Genomic DNA, 15,619 nt, shown 5'->3' with positions numbered 1-15,619 from the left:
AGCTGGGCTGACTACGATCCGGACATGTCGAAGTTCGAGACCTGGGACGGGCTGGAGCTGAACTACCGCGTGTGGGACGGCGAAGGTCGCACGGTGGTGCTGCAGCACGGTGTCGTCGCCGATACCAACGCCAACTGGATGAGCATGGGCGTGGTGGCCGCACTGCAAGCCGCAGGACACCGGGTCGTCTCGCTGGACGCGCGCGGGCACGGGCGCTCGGAGAAGCCGCACGATCCGGCGCGGTACTCGTGGTCGGCGATGGCGCGGGACGTGCGCGCGCTCTACGACGAACTCGACCTGGACGACGTCGCGCAGGTGGGCTATTCGATGGGTGGAGTGATCTCGCTGCTGGTCGCCGCGGCCGACGAGCGGGTCGCGAAACTCGCTGTGGGCGGGATCGGTTCGGGTGTGCTCGACTGCGGCGGCGTGGACCGGCGGGTGGTGGAACCCGAGGAGATTCGCCTCGCGATGAACGGCGACGGCGCGGGCGCGTCACGGGCGGCGCGTCAGTTCCGCGTCCTCGCCGACGCGGTGCGCGCCGATCTGGATGCCATCCGCGCCGTGGTCACCGGCCTCGACGACCGCCCGATCAGCACGCTCGACGACGTCACCGTCCCCGCGCTGGTTCTCGCGGGCTCCGAGGACCCTTTCGCCGCCGAACCCGAGCGCCTCGCCGACGCGTTGCCGGACGGTCGCTGCGTCGTCGTCCCCGGCGATCACATGCTGGCCGTGATGAATCCCGGATTCAAAGACGCCCTTGTCGATTTCGTGCGCTGAGCCCCGCGGCGGTCAGAAGACCAAGCGCATCACGTAGTCGTGGTGGAGCTGGTTGCCGACGGGGAAGGTCTTGGTGCCGACCGTCTGGAAGCCGTGCTTGGCGTAGAAGCGCTGGGCGCGGGTGTTCTCCTGGTTGACGCCGAGCCACACGCCCGCGTAGCCCTCCTCGCGTGCCCGCTCCAGCGCGGCACGCATGAGCGCCGTCGAAACCCCCGTGCCGTGGTGACCGGGCAGGACGTACATCTTGCTGATCTCGAGCACCGGCCGCAGATCGACGGCCCTCGCCACCTCGGGGTCCTCCGGATCGCCCGCGTGCAGCATCGCGTAGCCGACGATGTCGCCGCCCGCGACCGCCTTGAGCACCGTCCGCGCGGGATCGGTCAGGTATTCGCCGAATCGTTCGCCGGACAGCACCTCGGTCAGGTAGATCTCGATGTCGTCCGCGCTGGCGTCGGGCGGGCAGGCCAGCGGAAAGGTCGTGGCCGCAACGTCACTGAGGGCTTCGGCGTCCCACAATCCGGCCCGGTCGACGATGACTGGGATGTTGCTCATACGTCCAGTAGAGCACGTTCGCGCGAAATCACGCAGGATCCGTCTTCCCGAGATCTGTCCCGCGCGGCCGGACGATAGTGCGGCCATCGCGCACTCGCTCCGCGGGGTCGGTCCGCCCCGCAGGCCGTCCGGTTCGTCCGCGGCGATGGCCTAGTCGCGGCACTGCTCGCGGACCGGGCGGCGTGCGGATCCGTTTGGCCGCTTCCGACTCGCGTGGTTCGGCGTGCGCGTCGGCGAAGAACGGGTCTGCCTCGTGAGCGGCGCGCGGCGAGTCGCCGCCAGCTCCGCGGGCCGGTCTGCGTACGGATGGTAGCCAAATGTGTGCTATCAGATAGTCGGGCATCCTAGGTTGCGGCTCATGTCAATGCTCGTCGTTGCACCGTTGCTGACAAGGCAAGGGATGTAGCGCATTCGGTGCTCGATCACTCCCATCCATCGCCTCGCGCTGGACGAAGACTCAAGGTAGCTAGATGTTGTCTACTGGTCGATCCGACAGTGAGGAGGATTGAGCGAATGCTGGACTGCGCGGTCGCGGTGATCGGCGCCGGATTCGGCGGCATCGCGATGGGAGTCGCGCTGAAACGTGCCGGAATCGAGGACTTCCTGATCTTCGACAAGGGGCACGAAGTCGGCGGCGTGTGGCGCGAGAACACCTCTCCGGGCTGCTCGTGCGATGTGCCCTCGCATCTGTACTCGCTGTCGTGCGCGCCCTACCGCGACCGGCGCGTGCGCTACCCCGGTCAGCGGGAGATCTTGGCGTATCTGCGCCGGGTGGCCGACGAGCACGGCTTAACGCGGCATCTCCGCCTCGGTGTCGCCATCACCGAGGCGACCTACCTCGACGACACCGGATCCTGGCGACTCGGCACCGCGTGCGGTCACTACTCGATGGCCGAAGTGGTCGTCTTCGCGGTCGGTCAACTGCACCGGCCGAACATCCCCGATCTGCCCGGTCGCGCGGAATTCGCCGGACCCGCGTTCCACTCGGCCGAATGGGATCACGGTGTGGACCTGCGCGACCGCGCCGTCGCGGTGATCGGCACCGGCTCCTCGGCCGCGCAGATGCTGCCGGATCTCGCGGCGACGGCGCGTCGGGTGTTCGTCTTCCAGCGGACACCGCACTGGGTGCTGCCGAAGCCGCGGCCCGAGTTCGGCCCGGTTTCCCGTGCGGCACTGCGGGTTCCGGGTGCGCACGAGCTGTACCGCCGGATGCTCTATCACGGCGCGGACCGCGTGCTCGCGCCGGTGATGCGGCGCGGCTGGTCGGCGCGACCGGTGGAGTGGGTGGCGCGCAGGCACCTGCGCAGGCAGGTGCTCGATCCCGCGCTGCGCGCCAAACTGACTCCCGGCTATCCCATCGGCGGCAAGCGCATCGTGTTCGACAGCCGGTTCTACACGATGCTCACCTGCCCCACCGTGGAGTTGGTCACCGAGGCGATCGAGCGGGTGACCGCCGACGGTGTCGAGACCGTCGACGGAACGCTGCGCCGCTGCGATGTCTTGATCTACGCGACCGGCTTTCGCGCCTCGGAGTTCCTCGTCCCGGTCACCGTCCGTGGCCGCGGCGGCGCGGTGCTGCACGAGCGGTGGGCGACCGGCGCGTCCGCGTTCCTCGGTGTGGCGGTCCCCGGTTTTCCGAACGCCTTTCTCATCGCGGGGCCGAATACGTTCAACCCGGCGGGAAGCAACCCCACGATGAAGGAGTGTCAGGTCGACTTCATCGTGCGCTGTCTGCGTTGGCGTGCCGAATTGGGCGCCGCCGCGATCGAGGTGACCCCCGAGGCGACGCTCGACTACCAGCGCTGGTTGGGCAAGGCGATGTCCGCGACCGTCTGGCCCACGGTGGAGCGGAGCTGGTACAAGCACTGCACCGGCCGGGTGACCAATCCGTGGCCCGCCTCGGCGCGCGCCTTCGGCAAGATGCTGCGCCGCCATCCCGCCGAATCGTTCGCCGTCGTCCGGATCGGCGACCGCGGCGGCCACCGCGCCGATACTGGCCGAACCCCGTGACCCGTGCCACTATCGAAGTGGCGCAACACAACTCGCGACTGGGGAAGGCCATTCGATCATGAGACAGCTGCCACCGGAATTCTTTCGTACACCGTATGCCTTCTACGAGCAGCTCCGGGCGCAGGGCCCGGTGCATCAGATCCAGTTGCGCACCGGTGTGCGCGCCTGGCTGATCGTCGACTACGACGCGGCGCGCGAGGCGCTGCGCAATCCGACGATCCGCAAGGACCCGCACACCGACACCGGCGCCGGCGCCCGCAGGGAGGGCGCGGGCGAGAGCGGCGTCGGCGCCGTCAACGCCCGGCTCAGCTACCACCTGCTCAACACCGATCCGCCGCACCACGCCCGGCTGCGCAAGCTGGTCACCCCCGCGTTCGCCCCCGCCCGCATCGAGGCGCTCACCCCGCGCGTCACCGCCATCACCGACGAACTGCTCGACCGCCTCGCCGCGGCCGACGGCCCGGTGGATCTGATGGCCGAGTTCGCCTTTCCGCTGCCCATCACCGTCATCTGCGAGATGCTCGGCGTGCCCGCCGCCGATCGCGAGCAGTTCAAGGAGTGGTCGGCGGTGGTCTCCGACATCACCCTTGCCGACCCGGCGCGGATGCGCGTGGCCACCGACGCGATCGTGGCGTACTTCGAGGAGCTGCTCGCCCGCCGTCGCGCCGATGGCCCCGGCCCGGACCTGCTCTCCGATCTGCTGAGCGCCAGCGAAGCCGACGACCGGCTCACCGACGACGAGATCATCTCGATGGCCTTCCTCATCCTCATCGCGGGCCACGAGACCACGGTCAACCTGATCGGCAACACCATGCTCACCCTGCTCGCCGATCCGCCGAAATACGCGGCCCTGCGCGAGGATCCGGACCAGGTGCCCGCGCTGATCGAGGAGATGCTGCGCTTCGAGGGCCCGGTGAACATGGCGACGCTGCGCTACACGACGGTGCCGACCGTCATCGGCGAGACCGAGGTCCCGGCCGGGGAACTCGTGCTGGTCGCGCTGGGTTCGGCCAACCACGACGACAAGCACTTCGAGGCGCCGGACACCTTCGATCCCGGCCGAAACGCCAACGGCCACATGGCCTTCGGGTACGGCATCCACTACTGCCTCGGCGCGGGCCTGGCCAGGCTGGAGGCGCGTATCGCCATCTCCCGGCTGCTGGAGCGCTATCCGGATATGCGTCTCGCGGTGGACGCCGACGACATCCTGTGGCGGGAGAGCGTCCTGTTCCGCGGCGTGCTGGATCTGCCGGTGGAGACGACCAAGTCGCCCGCGCTGCGCTGAGTTTCGCGGGGCGGCTCGGCGAGTCATCCACAGGCCCGCGGTTGTGCACAGCGGCGCCGACGAGGGTTCCGAGGGTCGCGCGGGTGTGCCACGCTGAGTTCGGCACACCCCCGCGGACACCTCAGGAGGAGCGATGAGTCGAGGGCACGCAGCCACGGTCGCGGGTTACCCGCCCGGCCCGGCCCTTCCGGTGTTCGCTCAGACCTTCCTCTACCTCCGGTACCGCGCCGAGTTGCTGCCGGTGCTGCGCCGCCGCTACGGCGAGGTCTTCTCGCTGCGCATTCCTCCGTTCGCCGATCGGCTCGTGGTGTTCTCCCGACCCGAGCACATCAAGGAGATCTTCGCCGGGGACCCATACGACATGCACGCGGGGGAGGCCAACAACATCCTCGGTCCGGTGATGGGCCCGCATTCGGTGCTGCTGACCGACGAAGCCGAACACGCGCGGGCGCGCAAGCTGTTGATGCCCGCGTTCAACGGGGCGGCCCTGCGCGGCTATCGCGACCTGGTGAGCGAGATCGCCGCCGCGGAGACCGCGGGCTGGCGGCCCGGCTCGACCGTGGTCACGCTGGACCGGATGAATGCGCTGACCCTCGAGGTGATCATGCGGGTGGTCTTCGGCGTCACCGACGAACGCACCCGCGCCGAACTAGCGCCGCGACTGCATCGCATCGTCACCATCGGCCCGCTGCAGTACGCGGGTCTGCGCATGCCGCGGTTGCAGCGCTATTGGCCGTGGCGGTCCTTCCACGACACGCTCGCCTCGATCGACGACCTGCTCTACCGCGAGATCGCCGAGCGGCGCGCTGCTCCCGATCTGGCCGAACGCACCGACGTGCTGTCCCGGCTGCTCCAAGTCGGCGGTGGCGAAGCGCCGCTGACGGACGCGGAACTGCGCGATCAACTGGTCACCTTGCTGCTGGCCGGGCACGAGACCACCGCGGCGGCGTTGGCTTGGGCGCTCTACGAACTCGCCGCCGACCCGGCGCTACAGCTCGCGACATGCCGGGCCGTGTGTGCCTGCGACGACAAGGCCGTGGAAGCGGTGCTGAAGGAGGCGATGCGCCTGCACACGGTGATTCCCGGCGCGGTACGCAAACTCACCGAGGACACCACCATCGGCGAATGGGACCTGCCCGCGGGCACTACGGTCAGCTGCTCGATCTTCCTAGCGCACCGCCGCCCCGAGAGCTATCCCGACGTGGCCGCTTTCCGCCCGGCGCGCTTTCTGGACGGCGAGGTCGAGCCGAACACGTGGCTGCCGTTCGGCGGCGGCGTGCGCCGCTGCCTCGGCGCGGGCTTCGCGCTCATGGAGGGGACCGCGGTCTTGCGCGAGGTCCTGACCAGGCACACGCTGGCGTTGGCCGACTCACGGCCCGAGCGCGGGCGAGTGCGGAATATCACCACCGTGCCGCGCGGCAAGGCCAGAATCGTGGTCACGCCGCGTTAGGAGGCGCAGCCGGATGGAGTCGGTCGGCGGTCCGCGCACGGCCGCAGCGGGGGCGGAGGTAAGCGTAGATCCGAGGAATCTGCGCCCGCCGGCTTTGCGCCGCGCCGCGGGCGGGTAATCTCGGTGGCCATGACGAGCGGTAACCGCATCGCGGTCGTAGGTGCGGGCATCGCAGGCCTAGCCTGCGCGAAGGTGTTGAGCCGAGCGGGTTTTCCGGTCGAGGTTTTCGAACGGGCTCCCGATGTCGGTGGTGTGTGGAGCGCGACCCGGCGTTATCCCGGGCTGCGCACGCTGAACAGCAAGCACACCTACCGCTTCTCGGACTACGCCATGCCCGAGGACTACCCGCGCGTGCCCGATGGCGCCCAGATGCAGGCCTACCTGGAGGGATACGTCCAGCACTTCGGGCTGCGCGAGAACCTTCGCCTCGGCACCGAGGTGGTGGCCGCCGACCCGGTGGACAGCGGCTGGCTGCTGGAGATCCGTGACGAGACGGGTGTGCACCGCACCTCGTGCGACCACCTCGTCGTCGCCAACGGCGTGTTCAGCGAACCCGCGATGCCCGACTACCGCGGCGCCGAGGCGTTCCTCGCGCGCGGCGGGCAGCTCTATCACTCCTCCGAGTTCCTCGACATCGAACAGGCGCGCGGGAAGTCGGTCGTGGTGGTCGGATACGGCCAGTCCGCCTGCGACATCGCCGAGGCGGTGAGCCACGTCGCGGCCGAGACCACGGTGGTCGCTCGACGTTTGCTGTGGAAGATGCCGCGCAAGCTCAGCACCGGACTGGACTTCGAGCGGTTGTTCCTCACCCGGCTCGGCGAGGCGCACTTCCGCTACCACAGCCCGCGCGGGTTCGAACGCTTCCTGCACGGTGCCGGACACAGCTTCCGCGACACCGATTTCGACGTCATCCAGGAACTCGCCACCAAGAAGCTCGGCCTGCGCGAACTCGACCTGGTCCCCGAGGGCCGGTTCGAGGAGATCGCGCAGAGCACCGCGAGCATCGCCACCGAGGGATTCTTCGAGCAGGTCCGCGACGGCCGGATCACCGTGCTGCGCGACACCAGCGTCACCGAGTTGTCCGGCACGCCCGCCGGTTGTGCCGCGTGGCTGTCGGACGGGCAGGTGCTGCCCGCCGACATCGTCGTGTGCGCCACCGGCTTCCAGCAGCGGGTGCCGTTCCTGACCCCGTACATCCAGCGCAGGCTCACCGACGACGACGGCAATTTCCGCCTCTACCGGCACATTCTGCCGACCGAGGTGCCGAACCTGACCTTCGCGGGCTACAACTCCTCACTGCTCGGCACGCTCAGCGCCGAGGTCGGCGCGCACTGGACCGCCGCGTTGCTGCGCGGACGTCTGACGCTACCGTCGCAGGAGGAGATGACCGAACAGATCGACGCCCGCCTGCGCTGGATGGCGGCGGGCACCGGCGGCCACCACGCGCACGGCACCACCATCACCCCGTTCGCGCTGCACAACATCGACGAGATGCTGGCCGACCTGAAGTTCCGGCTGCCGCTGAGCACCCGGCTCGCCCAGTGGTTCCGGCCCGTGAAACCCGCCGCCTATCGCGGACTCGCGCAGCGCGGGCAGACGCCGGTCGAGCCGACGCCGCCCGCCCCGACTTCGACCGAGCTGTACCCGGAGCCGCAGCGCGATCCACACCCATCTCAGGCCTGAAACGCCGTGCTCGCGGATTGTCACCGGCGCAACGCGACCGCGTCCGAATTGCTTCTGTGATAATCCGCGAGTGGACGCCCTCGACCTGAATCTGCTGGTTGCTCTGGATGCGCTGCTCGACACGAACAGCGTCACCAAAGCCGCCGAGCGCCTGGGCACCTCGACTCCCGCCATGAGCCGCACGCTCGCGCGGCTGCGCCAGGTGCTGGACGATCCGTTGCTCGTCCGCTCCGGGCGGAACCTGGTTCCGACACCGAGGGCACTCGAATTGCGGTACGAGGTGGGCGCGTTGGTCGAACGCGGACGCGCGCTGCTCGACACCCGCACGGACGCCGATCCCGCCGGGTTGCGGCGCGGATTCACAGTGCAGGCCGACGACACCGTCCGCGCCCACCTCGCCGCCCCGCTGCTCGCCGCGGTGCGGCGCCGGGCGCCCGGCGTCACCGTGCATTTCCTGGCCGACGGCGCGGAGGGCTCGTCGGCGCTGCGCGACGGCCGCGCCGACATCGCGGTCGGCGTCCTGGAACGCAGCGATCCCGAGATCACCGTGCAGCGGGTGCTCGGAGACCGCCTCGTCGGCGTCGCCGCGCCGGATCATCCGCTGATCACCGAGCGGGTCACGGTGGCCGCCTACGCCGCCGCGGCGCACCTCTCGATCTCGCGACATGGTCGAGCCCGCGGCCCGATCGACGACCGCCTCGCGCTGCACGGACGCACGCGCCGGGTGGTCGCGATCGTCCCTGACCTCAGCACCGCGCTGCTCGCGGTGCGCTCCGGCGAACTCGTCTGCCCGGCGCCCGCCCGGCTGGCCGACGACGCGCTGCGGGCGATGGGGTTGCGCGCCTTCGACATTCCGCTGCCGCTGCCGGAGGTGACGATCGGCATGGCGTGGCACCCGCGCAACACCGCCGACAGCGGGCATCGCTGGTTGCGGGAATCGATCCGCAGGTTGCTCGCGCCGAGCGCGAGCGGGTGACTATTGCGCGGGCAGGTCGCCAGGGGGTGTGCTGAGCGGCCTGCCGAACGGGCCCGACGGGTTGCGCTTGAGTTCGTCGAGCATGGCCTGCAACTTGTCGACGTGCGAGTTGTCCTCGATGGCCGAGCGGTGCTGGGTCGGCGCGGCGGCCGGTTCCTCGCGGTCGGCGCGCGGTGCGGTCAGGTTCGCGTCGGGGCGGCTGGTCAGCGTGGGCGCCTCCAAACGACCGTTCAGTCGCGGTGCGGCGTCGACACCGGGCGTGCCGACACTGCCGTAGTCCAGGCGTTCCTGCGGTGCTTCCGTCCGCGGCGCGATCTCCGCGGGTTCGGAGTGCGCGTTCGAGATCGGTTCGGGCGCGGCGTCGTAGGGCGCGCCCCGCGAGACGTTCGGTTCGACCCAATCGTGCAGCGCGGGCGGGACGGAGACGGGCTCTCTGCGCGGCAGCCCGTTCGTCGCGGCGGGCTGCTGCTCGACCCGCGCCGCGACGGCGGCCGCTTCCAAGCTGTCGGTGCGCGGCGACTCGGGCGCGGTTTCCTGGCGGAGCGGAGCCGTCGGTCGTAGACGTTCGGCGCGGGAGGTTTCGGGGCGCGGTGTCTCCGGGCGCGTCGCTTCGGGGCGCGGTGTTTCGGAGCGCATGGCTTCCGGGCGCAGCGCTTCCGAGCGCGCGGTTTCGGGGCGTGGCGTTTCGGAGCGCGTGGTTTCGGGACGCAGTGCCTCGGAGCGCGGAGCCTCGGCCCGTAGGTTCTCCGACCGTAGGGTTTCGGATCGCGGCGCGTCGGTTCGTGCCGCGTGCCCGCGGCGCTCGGCGCGGGCGGACGGCACGGTGCGTTCGACGGCGGCACCGGACGCCACGTCGTCGAGCCGGGCTTCCAGCGACGAAACGTTCTGTTCGGTGCGGAAGGCCCAGGCCTCCAGCTTCTTCAGGCGCGCCTCGACGCCGTTGTCGTCGCCCACTCGGGCGGCGACGCTGTCGAGCTTGTCGCTCACCTCGCGCAGGAGCTCCGCGATGCCCGACAAGATCGCGCCGACCGACTCGGCGCCCTGCTGGCCGTGCTCCATGCGTACCTTCTTCCCCGTCGATGCCCGAACTCCGTGCGTGGCCCGGCGATTCTATCCGCAGGCATTTGGCGGCGCGGGGCGAGCACGGCCGTCGCGGTCCCTGCGGCGGGCGGGCGGTCCGGCGCGTCCTGCCGCGTCGCCGAATTGGCGGCAAGTATCAATCGACCGAAATTTCTGTGGTGTTTCTCGCGCATGTCGCTGCGAAAACCCTTGTGACGCAGCACACATCGCCTGGTGAGCGGCGTCGCGACGGGCGCGGCGCACCCGAGCGCGGGGTAAAGGGGGCTGGCGAGCGGAGAAAGTTAGGCGCACTCTTGATCTATGGAGTAGGTCGCGAGACCGTGCGGTGTTGGGCAGGGGAGTGATCGCGTGAGAACGACGCAGCGTGTGGAGCAGGCTTGCGGGCGTCGGGCGGTGCTCGCCGAATTGGGCATCGCCGAGGTTCCGGACGAGATTCGCACCGCGGTGAGCGATCGGTCCCGGTACAGCTGCCGGTGCCCGGGATGCGCTTATGCCCAATGGGATATCCAGCGGCTCAAGTACTGGCTGTGCGGCAGGCTTGTCGCCTTCGGCGCCGACGAGGCCGACGTGGATCGGCGCATCGGGGGTATCCGCGTCGACATCCTGTGGCGGATCGGCGAGCGGACCTACGCCATCGAGGTGCGCGGCGGGCCGCTGGACCGTACCCTCGCCCTGGAGCACACCGCCCGGCTGCGCGAGGCGGGGTGCGACGGCGTGCTGTGGCTGTGCCAGCCGGGTTACTGGGTCGCCCATCTGCCCGCGCTCGGCATCGCCGACTTCGCCCCGCCCGCCTGCGATTACCTCGTCGACATGGGCATGCTCGACGCCGAGCACAGCGCCGTCGCGATGCCGCGGCGCGAGCCGTTCGAACTGCGCGAGTTCCTGCGCGGCTGGGTATCGGGTGAGATCGTCTGGGGTTTCCGCGACGAGATGACGGGAGGATGGGCCACCGTGACCGACTGGGAGCATCACACGAGAACACAGGCCGCGGTGATCGCCCGGCAGCGGCAGGAGTTGATGAATCAACGCACCGCGCTCGCCCTCTCCCGGAAATCGGTCCGTGACAAGCAGAAACAGGTCATGAAGCTGACCGCCCGCCTGGAGCGCGCCGAACACGACGCCCAGGAACAGGCGGACGCCCTCGCGGAGGTGAACCGCAAACTCGCCGACCACCACCGCGTCGACAACACCCTCCGCGCCACCATCGCCGGCCTCCAACAGACCGTCAGCCACTGGCAGCTGATCACCTACTGCGCCATGCTGCTGATCGTGACGTTCCTCGCCGCGGCGATGGTGGTGCGCTGAGCTCGTCGCTGGGCGTTGGATCAGGTCAGCACCGGACCGTCTGCCCAGCGGTACAGGTGGGCAATGGCGGGTTCGACGATGGAGCCTGGGATTTCCGGGTCGAACCAGCGATCCACGTGGGTCCAGTGGTACGGGTGCAGGAGGTAGTCGCCGTTGAGACCCACGGGGTCGGCGAATTCCTGTTCCCAGGCGTGGGTCCAGGTGCTCGGGCCGTCCGTTCGGCTCAGGGACCACGATCGGATGGCGGGGATGTGGGTGGGCATGGCCACGAGATCGGATTCGAATCGAGCGATCAGCTCGGCAGGAGTTTCCGGGCGCACGGTGAGCAGCAGTGTTCGTTTGATGCGACGCTCCGTTTCGCAGGGCACGACGTGGGACGCCACTCGGGTCAGCGAGACCGCGTCCACCGGCGCGTCGAACAGCTCGGGGAGGGCTTGCCGGGGTGTGGTGTCGCCGATCAGGTCCCAGGTCGTGCCGAGGCCGCCGGTGCTGCCGGGCTGGTCCGCGCCGCCGGAGCAGTGTCGGACACCGGTGCGTTCGGTGGCGGCCGCGGCCAGTTCCGATGTCCATGCGTCGGCGTCGATGTCGTGGGGGAGGTCGCTCAGGACTATCCAACGCTTCATGCCTGCTCCTCCGCCGCCATGATGTGGCGTTCGCGGGATATCGCGATGGCATCGGTGTCGGCCCAGAAGCGCGCCACGTCGGGATCGGCGGCGGCGACGGCTCGCATGCCGTAGAAGTCGTAGATGCCGGGGAGTTCCCAGATGATCTGGAGCGCAATGGAATCAGCGGCGTGGTACGCACGCAGGACGCGGGGTGCGCGCAGGCCACGGGCGGTTGCGCCGGGGAGATAGTCGGCGCGCCACCGGGCCAACCAGTCCTCGGCCCGTTCGGCGGGCAGGACTACGCGGTCGAGGACGCGAACCGGGTTCACGGTGTTCACAGCTTCGCCACCCACCTCGTCGCGGTAGCGGTCGACGTAGTCCGCCAGCCGTTCCACACCGGTGAGCAGCGATTCCTCGCCGAACATGGGTGGGGTCAGCACGATTCGGCTCGCACCCGCGCGTACGTAGGGGCGCACGAAATCGGCGTCGAACTCACGCGTGAAGTCGCGGGAGCCGGGCCAGATGGTCATTTCCACCGCATCCTCGGAACGCCCCTCCGCCGTGGCGATTTCGCGAATCCGATCGGCGCCGCGGGCGAAGTCGTCCGAGGTGATGGTGTACGGGAACCAGCCGTCACCCACCAGGCCCGCTCGGCGCACTGCCGGAACACTGTTGCCGCCCAACACAATCGGCACCGGTCGCGATGGCTGCGGCAGGCAGAACTGCTTGTCGAACGAGACGTGCGTACCGGAGTAGCTGGCGGGCGATTCGGTCCACAGCGCACGCATGGCGCCGATGCACTCGTCGAGCCGTGCGCCCCGATCCGCGAACGGCACCCCGATGGCCGCGTATTCCTCCTTCTGCCAACCGATTCCGAGACCGAGCAGCAGCCGGCCGCCGGACTGGATATCCAGGGTCGCCGCCCGCTTGGCCAACACCACGGGACTGTGCAGTGGCGCGACCACCATGGCGGTGCCGAGCTTCAGTGTGGTCGATGCCCCGGCCAGAAAGGCGAGCGTCTCCAGCGGATCGGTCATCGGCACACCGAGATCACCGCCGGGCATCTTTCCGTCCGGAGAGTAGGGGTACAGGGGCTCGTAATCCTGCGCCACCACCACGTGCTCGACGGTCCAGATGGATTCCAACCCGCAGTCCTCCGCCGCGGCGGCGAACTCCCGGAGGAATCCGCCCGACGTCACCAATCCATCCAGGTACGGCATGAGCATGCCGAGTCGCATCCGGCCACCTCCAGTGTCGAATCCAGCCCCCACGACGAATGTGGCGTGTTGGCGCGGTCACAACACAGCGGTGGTCTCGGTGAGCGAGATGCACCTCTTGTCAGGAGCTATGGCCGGGCTTGGTCGTGGTCGTCGAGCTATGTGGCGCGGGTCAGGCGGAAGGGGCCGCGGTCCCAACGCCATTCGTTGCGCAGGACCAGCGCGGCGAAATCGAGCAGTTCGAGCCCGGATTCGTGGTGCAGCCGCCGTACTTCGTGCCACGGCACCGGGCCGCGTTCGACGAGTTCGGTTAGTCCCTTCTCGTGGCGCGCGTCCACCTCGCGACCAGCCAACTCGGGTAGACCGAGGCGGCTGCCCGTCCAGACCAGCCACCCCCAACCTTCGGCGTGCGCGCGGGCTCGGGCGGCCGCGGACCTGACGCGGTTGACGTGGAAGGCGACGTGGCCGAGCGGCTGCACGTCGATCAGCGCGATCCGTCCGTCGGTGAAACGCGCGGCGACGCTCGGGTAGTGGACCCGTTCGGCACCGTCGATGTCGTACGGCACCGCCACCGGATGTTCCTGGAACGTCTCGATGAGGTCCGCCGTGTTGAGGGTGCGCAGCAGCCTGGCTTGGAGTGCGGAGTCGAAACCGACGTCGCGGCCCACCTTGTCCAGGTAGAACCGTCCGCGACCGTCGTCGTCACCGTCGACCGTCCGGGCGGAGCTTGTCGGCAGCGCGGCGGCCGTGCCGGAAGGCCACTCGATGCGCGCCGACCATTCGCCGACCTCCGCGGCGGCCGCGGGTTCGGCGTCGCGCAACTTCGCCAGCTGTCGGTTCGTCTTCTTCTGCCACGCCATGATCCGCTGCATGACGTAGCCCGCGATCCGTTTCGCGTCCTCCGGGGCGTGCCCCGCGAGCCGCAGCTTCAGATACGACAACTCGTTGGCCGCCAAATCCGTGTCGGTCGCGTACGTCTCCACCAGCAGCGCCCGCACCAGCGCCGAATCCCGCCCATCCACCGGATATCGCTCCGCGAATACCTCCGCCTCCGCGCGGGTCAGCGCCGCCTCCCGCAACATCTGCCCGACCGCCCGAGTGTGCAACTGCCGCACCCGATCCCGCGCCAGATCGAACCGAGCCCCGATCCGCGCCAACGTCTCCGGCCCCTCCCCACCGATCCCCAGCCGCAACCCCACAATCTCCGCATCCCGCTTCCGCCGCTCCGCGACCACCCCCACCATCCCCGCCACCCCTTCATTCACCTCTTCGAGCCCGAACGCCACCTCCCCCCGAATGTCGTCAACGAACAACCCCCCGTCCCCCTCACCACTGAACCCCGATTCACCAGCCACAACCCGCAGCCTAACGAGGCCTCCCGACAATCTCGAGCCCATGCGGCTGACCATTCACCTTCGTGGCGAGGCGCACGTGCAGGGATGACAAGGGCTCGAGCGGGCTGGACTTGGAAACAAGTAAGGCCCCCTCGGTGGAGGGGGCCTTACTTGTTGAGATGGTGCGCGATACTGGGATTGAACCAGTGACCTCTTCCGTGTCAGGGAAGCGCTCTCCCGCTGAGCTAATCGCGCGAGGTGGAGACGGGAATCGAACCCGTGTGCACGGCTTTGCAGGCCGTTGCCTCACCACTCGGCCACTCCACCGCGCAAAGGGGGAAGGCTGTTTACACTGCCTGGCCCTACCTCTCGAGCGGATGACGGGATTCGAACCCGCGACCCTCACCTTGGCAAGGTGATGCGCTACCAGCTGCGCTACATCCGCATTTGCATCTCGGGGGCTTTCGTTCCGGCCTCCGTGGTGCGAGACAGAACATTAGCCGACGCCCGGTGAAAGGTACAAATCCGCTGGTAGAACGGCCGGAAACGGTGAAGTTGCGAGTGTGGCCCGTGCGGCCGATGGGGTGTGGGGGACTGGGGAGGCTCGTGCGGCGGCGAGTCGCTCCGGATTGCTCATGTCGAACCGAGGTACCGCTGGGGCGGACTCGTCGGCTCGGGGCCGGACCCATCGGTTGGGGTCCGGGCGCCGCGCGGAGTTGGGTCGGGCTACCACTCGGGTGGCTTCGGGCCGGCACCGTTCGAGCCCGCGCAGTCGCCCGGGTGGCTCGTGGAGGATGGTGCCGCCGCTCTCGCAAACCGACGAAAATCGCGAACCCGGCTGTGACCCGGCAACACGACCAATCGGTGCCACTCAGATGGCGATTTGGTGACTGACCGGTAGAGCGTGCTAATGTTCCATCTCGTTCGGACGGCACGAAGTCGCCTCTCGAACGGAGAGTTCGGTCTCATAGCTCAGCGGGAGAGCGTCCGCCTCACACGCGGAAGGTCGCTGGTTCGATCCCAGCTGGGACCACTCGACAAGATGGCCCTGACCAGCAAGTTCCTGGTGCAGGGCCATTCTTCATTCGGGGCACTGTACCCAAACCTGTATCCTATTGGCCATTTTTGGGCCTCTCGCTCTCTGCTGCTCCCTTCGCCTGGTCTTGGGTAAAGCTCCACATCCCGTCGATCCGATGATGTTTGTCGTACTGACGTGGCTGGAGGGGCGCGATGAGCGCCAATCGATCCCGGCAGGCGCGTCCGCTCGCGACTGCTGCAGTGACAGGTGACACCTGATTTGGCTTCCCTTCGGGAGCGGAATTCGGTCATGACCCGCGTCGGGGAG

12 protein-coding genes and 4 tRNA genes are annotated in these 15,619 nt (G+C 69.0%); 9 read left to right on the top strand and 7 right to left on the bottom strand.

Annotation, left to right across the window (positions count from 1 at the left end; all coding sequences use genetic code 11):
• Positions 1–24: 24 nt before the first annotated feature.
• Entirely contained in the window at positions 25–777 is a 753-nt protein-coding gene (locus CRP45_RS30255; protein WP_097248137.1) for an alpha/beta fold hydrolase, read from the top strand.
• A 12-nt stretch (positions 778–789) separates the two neighbouring features.
• Here the strand turns inward: CRP45_RS30255 and CRP45_RS30250 are convergent, their stop codons facing one another.
• Complete coding sequence (locus CRP45_RS30250) at positions 790–1,329, bottom strand: GNAT family N-acetyltransferase (protein ID WP_301315987.1); 540 nt, start codon at positions 1,327–1,329, stop codon at positions 790–792.
• Positions 1,330–1,842: 513 nt separating this feature from the next.
• Between CRP45_RS30250 and CRP45_RS30245 the strand changes: the two genes are divergently transcribed.
• The 7 genes from CRP45_RS30245 (at position 1,843) to CRP45_RS30215 (ending at position 11,118) form a co-directional block, all read left to right on the top strand.
• Positions 1,843–3,339 carry a flavin-containing monooxygenase gene (locus tag CRP45_RS30245; protein WP_097248055.1) on the top strand — a complete coding sequence of 499 codons (1,497 nt, stop codon included), beginning with the start codon at positions 1,843–1,845 and terminating at the stop codon, positions 3,337–3,339.
• Between the two features lie 58 nt (positions 3,340–3,397).
• The gene (locus tag CRP45_RS30240; protein WP_097248054.1) at positions 3,398–4,624 is read left to right on the top strand and encodes a cytochrome P450 family protein; all 1,227 of its coding nucleotides are present in this window, start codon (positions 3,398–3,400) and stop codon (positions 4,622–4,624) included.
• A gap of 133 nt (positions 4,625–4,757) precedes the next feature.
• Entirely contained in the window at positions 4,758–6,074 is a 1,317-nt protein-coding gene (locus CRP45_RS30235) for a cytochrome P450 (RefSeq protein ID WP_097248053.1), read from the top strand.
• 129 nt (positions 6,075–6,203) lie between these two features.
• Positions 6,204–7,757 (top strand): flavin-containing monooxygenase, encoded by a 1,554-nt coding sequence (locus CRP45_RS30230; protein WP_097248052.1) that lies wholly within the window; start codon positions 6,204–6,206, stop codon positions 7,755–7,757.
• A 70-nt stretch (positions 7,758–7,827) separates the two neighbouring features.
• Complete coding sequence (locus CRP45_RS30225; RefSeq protein ID WP_097248051.1) at positions 7,828–8,733, top strand: LysR family transcriptional regulator; 906 nt, start codon at positions 7,828–7,830, stop codon at positions 8,731–8,733.
• Positions 8,734–8,906: 173 nt separating this feature from the next.
• The gene (locus tag CRP45_RS35360; RefSeq protein WP_372508109.1) at positions 8,907–10,157 is read left to right on the top strand and encodes a pentapeptide repeat-containing protein; all 1,251 of its coding nucleotides are present in this window, start codon (positions 8,907–8,909) and stop codon (positions 10,155–10,157) included.
• Positions 10,158–10,161: 4 nt separating this feature from the next.
• Complete coding sequence (locus CRP45_RS30215) at positions 10,162–11,118, top strand: hypothetical protein (protein WP_245910589.1); 957 nt, start codon at positions 10,162–10,164, stop codon at positions 11,116–11,118.
• A 20-nt stretch (positions 11,119–11,138) separates the two neighbouring features.
• Here the strand turns inward: CRP45_RS30215 and CRP45_RS30210 are convergent, their stop codons facing one another.
• The 6 genes from CRP45_RS30210 to CRP45_RS30185 form a co-directional block, all read right to left on the bottom strand.
• The gene (locus CRP45_RS30210) at positions 11,139–11,741 is read right to left on the bottom strand and encodes a Dabb family protein (protein WP_097248049.1); all 603 of its coding nucleotides are present in this window, start codon (positions 11,739–11,741) and stop codon (positions 11,139–11,141) included.
• Positions 11,738–12,961, bottom strand: coding sequence for an LLM class F420-dependent oxidoreductase (locus CRP45_RS30205; protein WP_097248048.1), 1,224 nt, complete (start codon positions 12,959–12,961; stop codon positions 11,738–11,740). The genes CRP45_RS30210 and CRP45_RS30205 overlap by 4 nt, the downstream gene beginning before the upstream one ends.
• 137 nt (positions 12,962–13,098) lie before the next feature.
• On the bottom strand, positions 13,099–14,184 hold the full coding sequence (locus tag CRP45_RS30200; protein WP_245910586.1) for a sigma factor-like helix-turn-helix DNA-binding protein: 1,086 nt from the start codon (positions 14,182–14,184) through the stop codon (positions 13,099–13,101).
• Between the two features lie 270 nt (positions 14,185–14,454).
• Positions 14,455–14,529: transfer RNA gene (locus CRP45_RS30195), tRNA-Val, on the bottom strand.
• Position 14,530: 1 nt separating this feature from the next.
• Positions 14,531–14,601: transfer RNA gene (locus CRP45_RS30190), tRNA-Cys, on the bottom strand.
• A gap of 45 nt (positions 14,602–14,646) precedes the next feature.
• Positions 14,647–14,719, bottom strand: a tRNA-Gly gene (locus CRP45_RS30185).
• 516 nt (positions 14,720–15,235) lie between these two features.
• On the opposite strand from CRP45_RS30185, the gene CRP45_RS30180 reads away from it, so the two are divergent.
• A tRNA-Val gene (locus CRP45_RS30180) sits at positions 15,236–15,307 on the top strand.
• The last annotated feature ends 312 nt before the right edge of the window (positions 15,308–15,619 follow it).

The organism is Nocardia amikacinitolerans (assembly GCF_900215415.1).
GTDB lineage: Bacteria > Actinomycetota > Actinomycetes > Mycobacteriales > Mycobacteriaceae > Nocardia > Nocardia amikacinitolerans.
Note: the sequence above shows the minus strand (reverse complement) of the source record. Positions and strands in the feature narration are given on the sequence as shown.

Excerpts from the sequence above, each read along its gene's own strand:
- CRP45_RS30250 (WP_301315987.1), bottom strand. The coding sequence starts at position 1,329 with ATGAGCAACATCCCAGTCATCGTCGACCGGGCCGGATTGTGGGACGCC.
- CRP45_RS30240 (WP_097248054.1), top strand. The coding sequence starts at position 3,398 with ATGAGACAGCTGCCACCGGAATTCTTTCGTACACCGTATGCCTTCTAC.
- CRP45_RS30210 (WP_097248049.1), bottom strand. The coding sequence starts at position 11,741 with ATGAAGCGTTGGATAGTCCTGAGCGACCTCCCCCACGACATCGACGCC.
- CRP45_RS30235 (WP_097248053.1), top strand. The coding sequence starts at position 4,758 with ATGAGTCGAGGGCACGCAGCCACGGTCGCGGGTTACCCGCCCGGCCCG.
- CRP45_RS30255 (WP_097248137.1), top strand. The coding sequence starts at position 25 with ATGTCGAAGTTCGAGACCTGGGACGGGCTGGAGCTGAACTACCGCGTG.
- CRP45_RS30205 (WP_097248048.1), bottom strand. The coding sequence starts at position 12,961 with ATGCGACTCGGCATGCTCATGCCGTACCTGGATGGATTGGTGACGTCG.
- CRP45_RS30230 (WP_097248052.1), top strand. The coding sequence starts at position 6,204 with ATGACGAGCGGTAACCGCATCGCGGTCGTAGGTGCGGGCATCGCAGGC.
- CRP45_RS30245 (WP_097248055.1), top strand. The coding sequence starts at position 1,843 with ATGCTGGACTGCGCGGTCGCGGTGATCGGCGCCGGATTCGGCGGCATC.
- CRP45_RS30200 (WP_245910586.1), bottom strand. The coding sequence starts at position 14,184 with ATGGTGGGGGTGGTCGCGGAGCGGCGGAAGCGGGATGCGGAGATTGTG.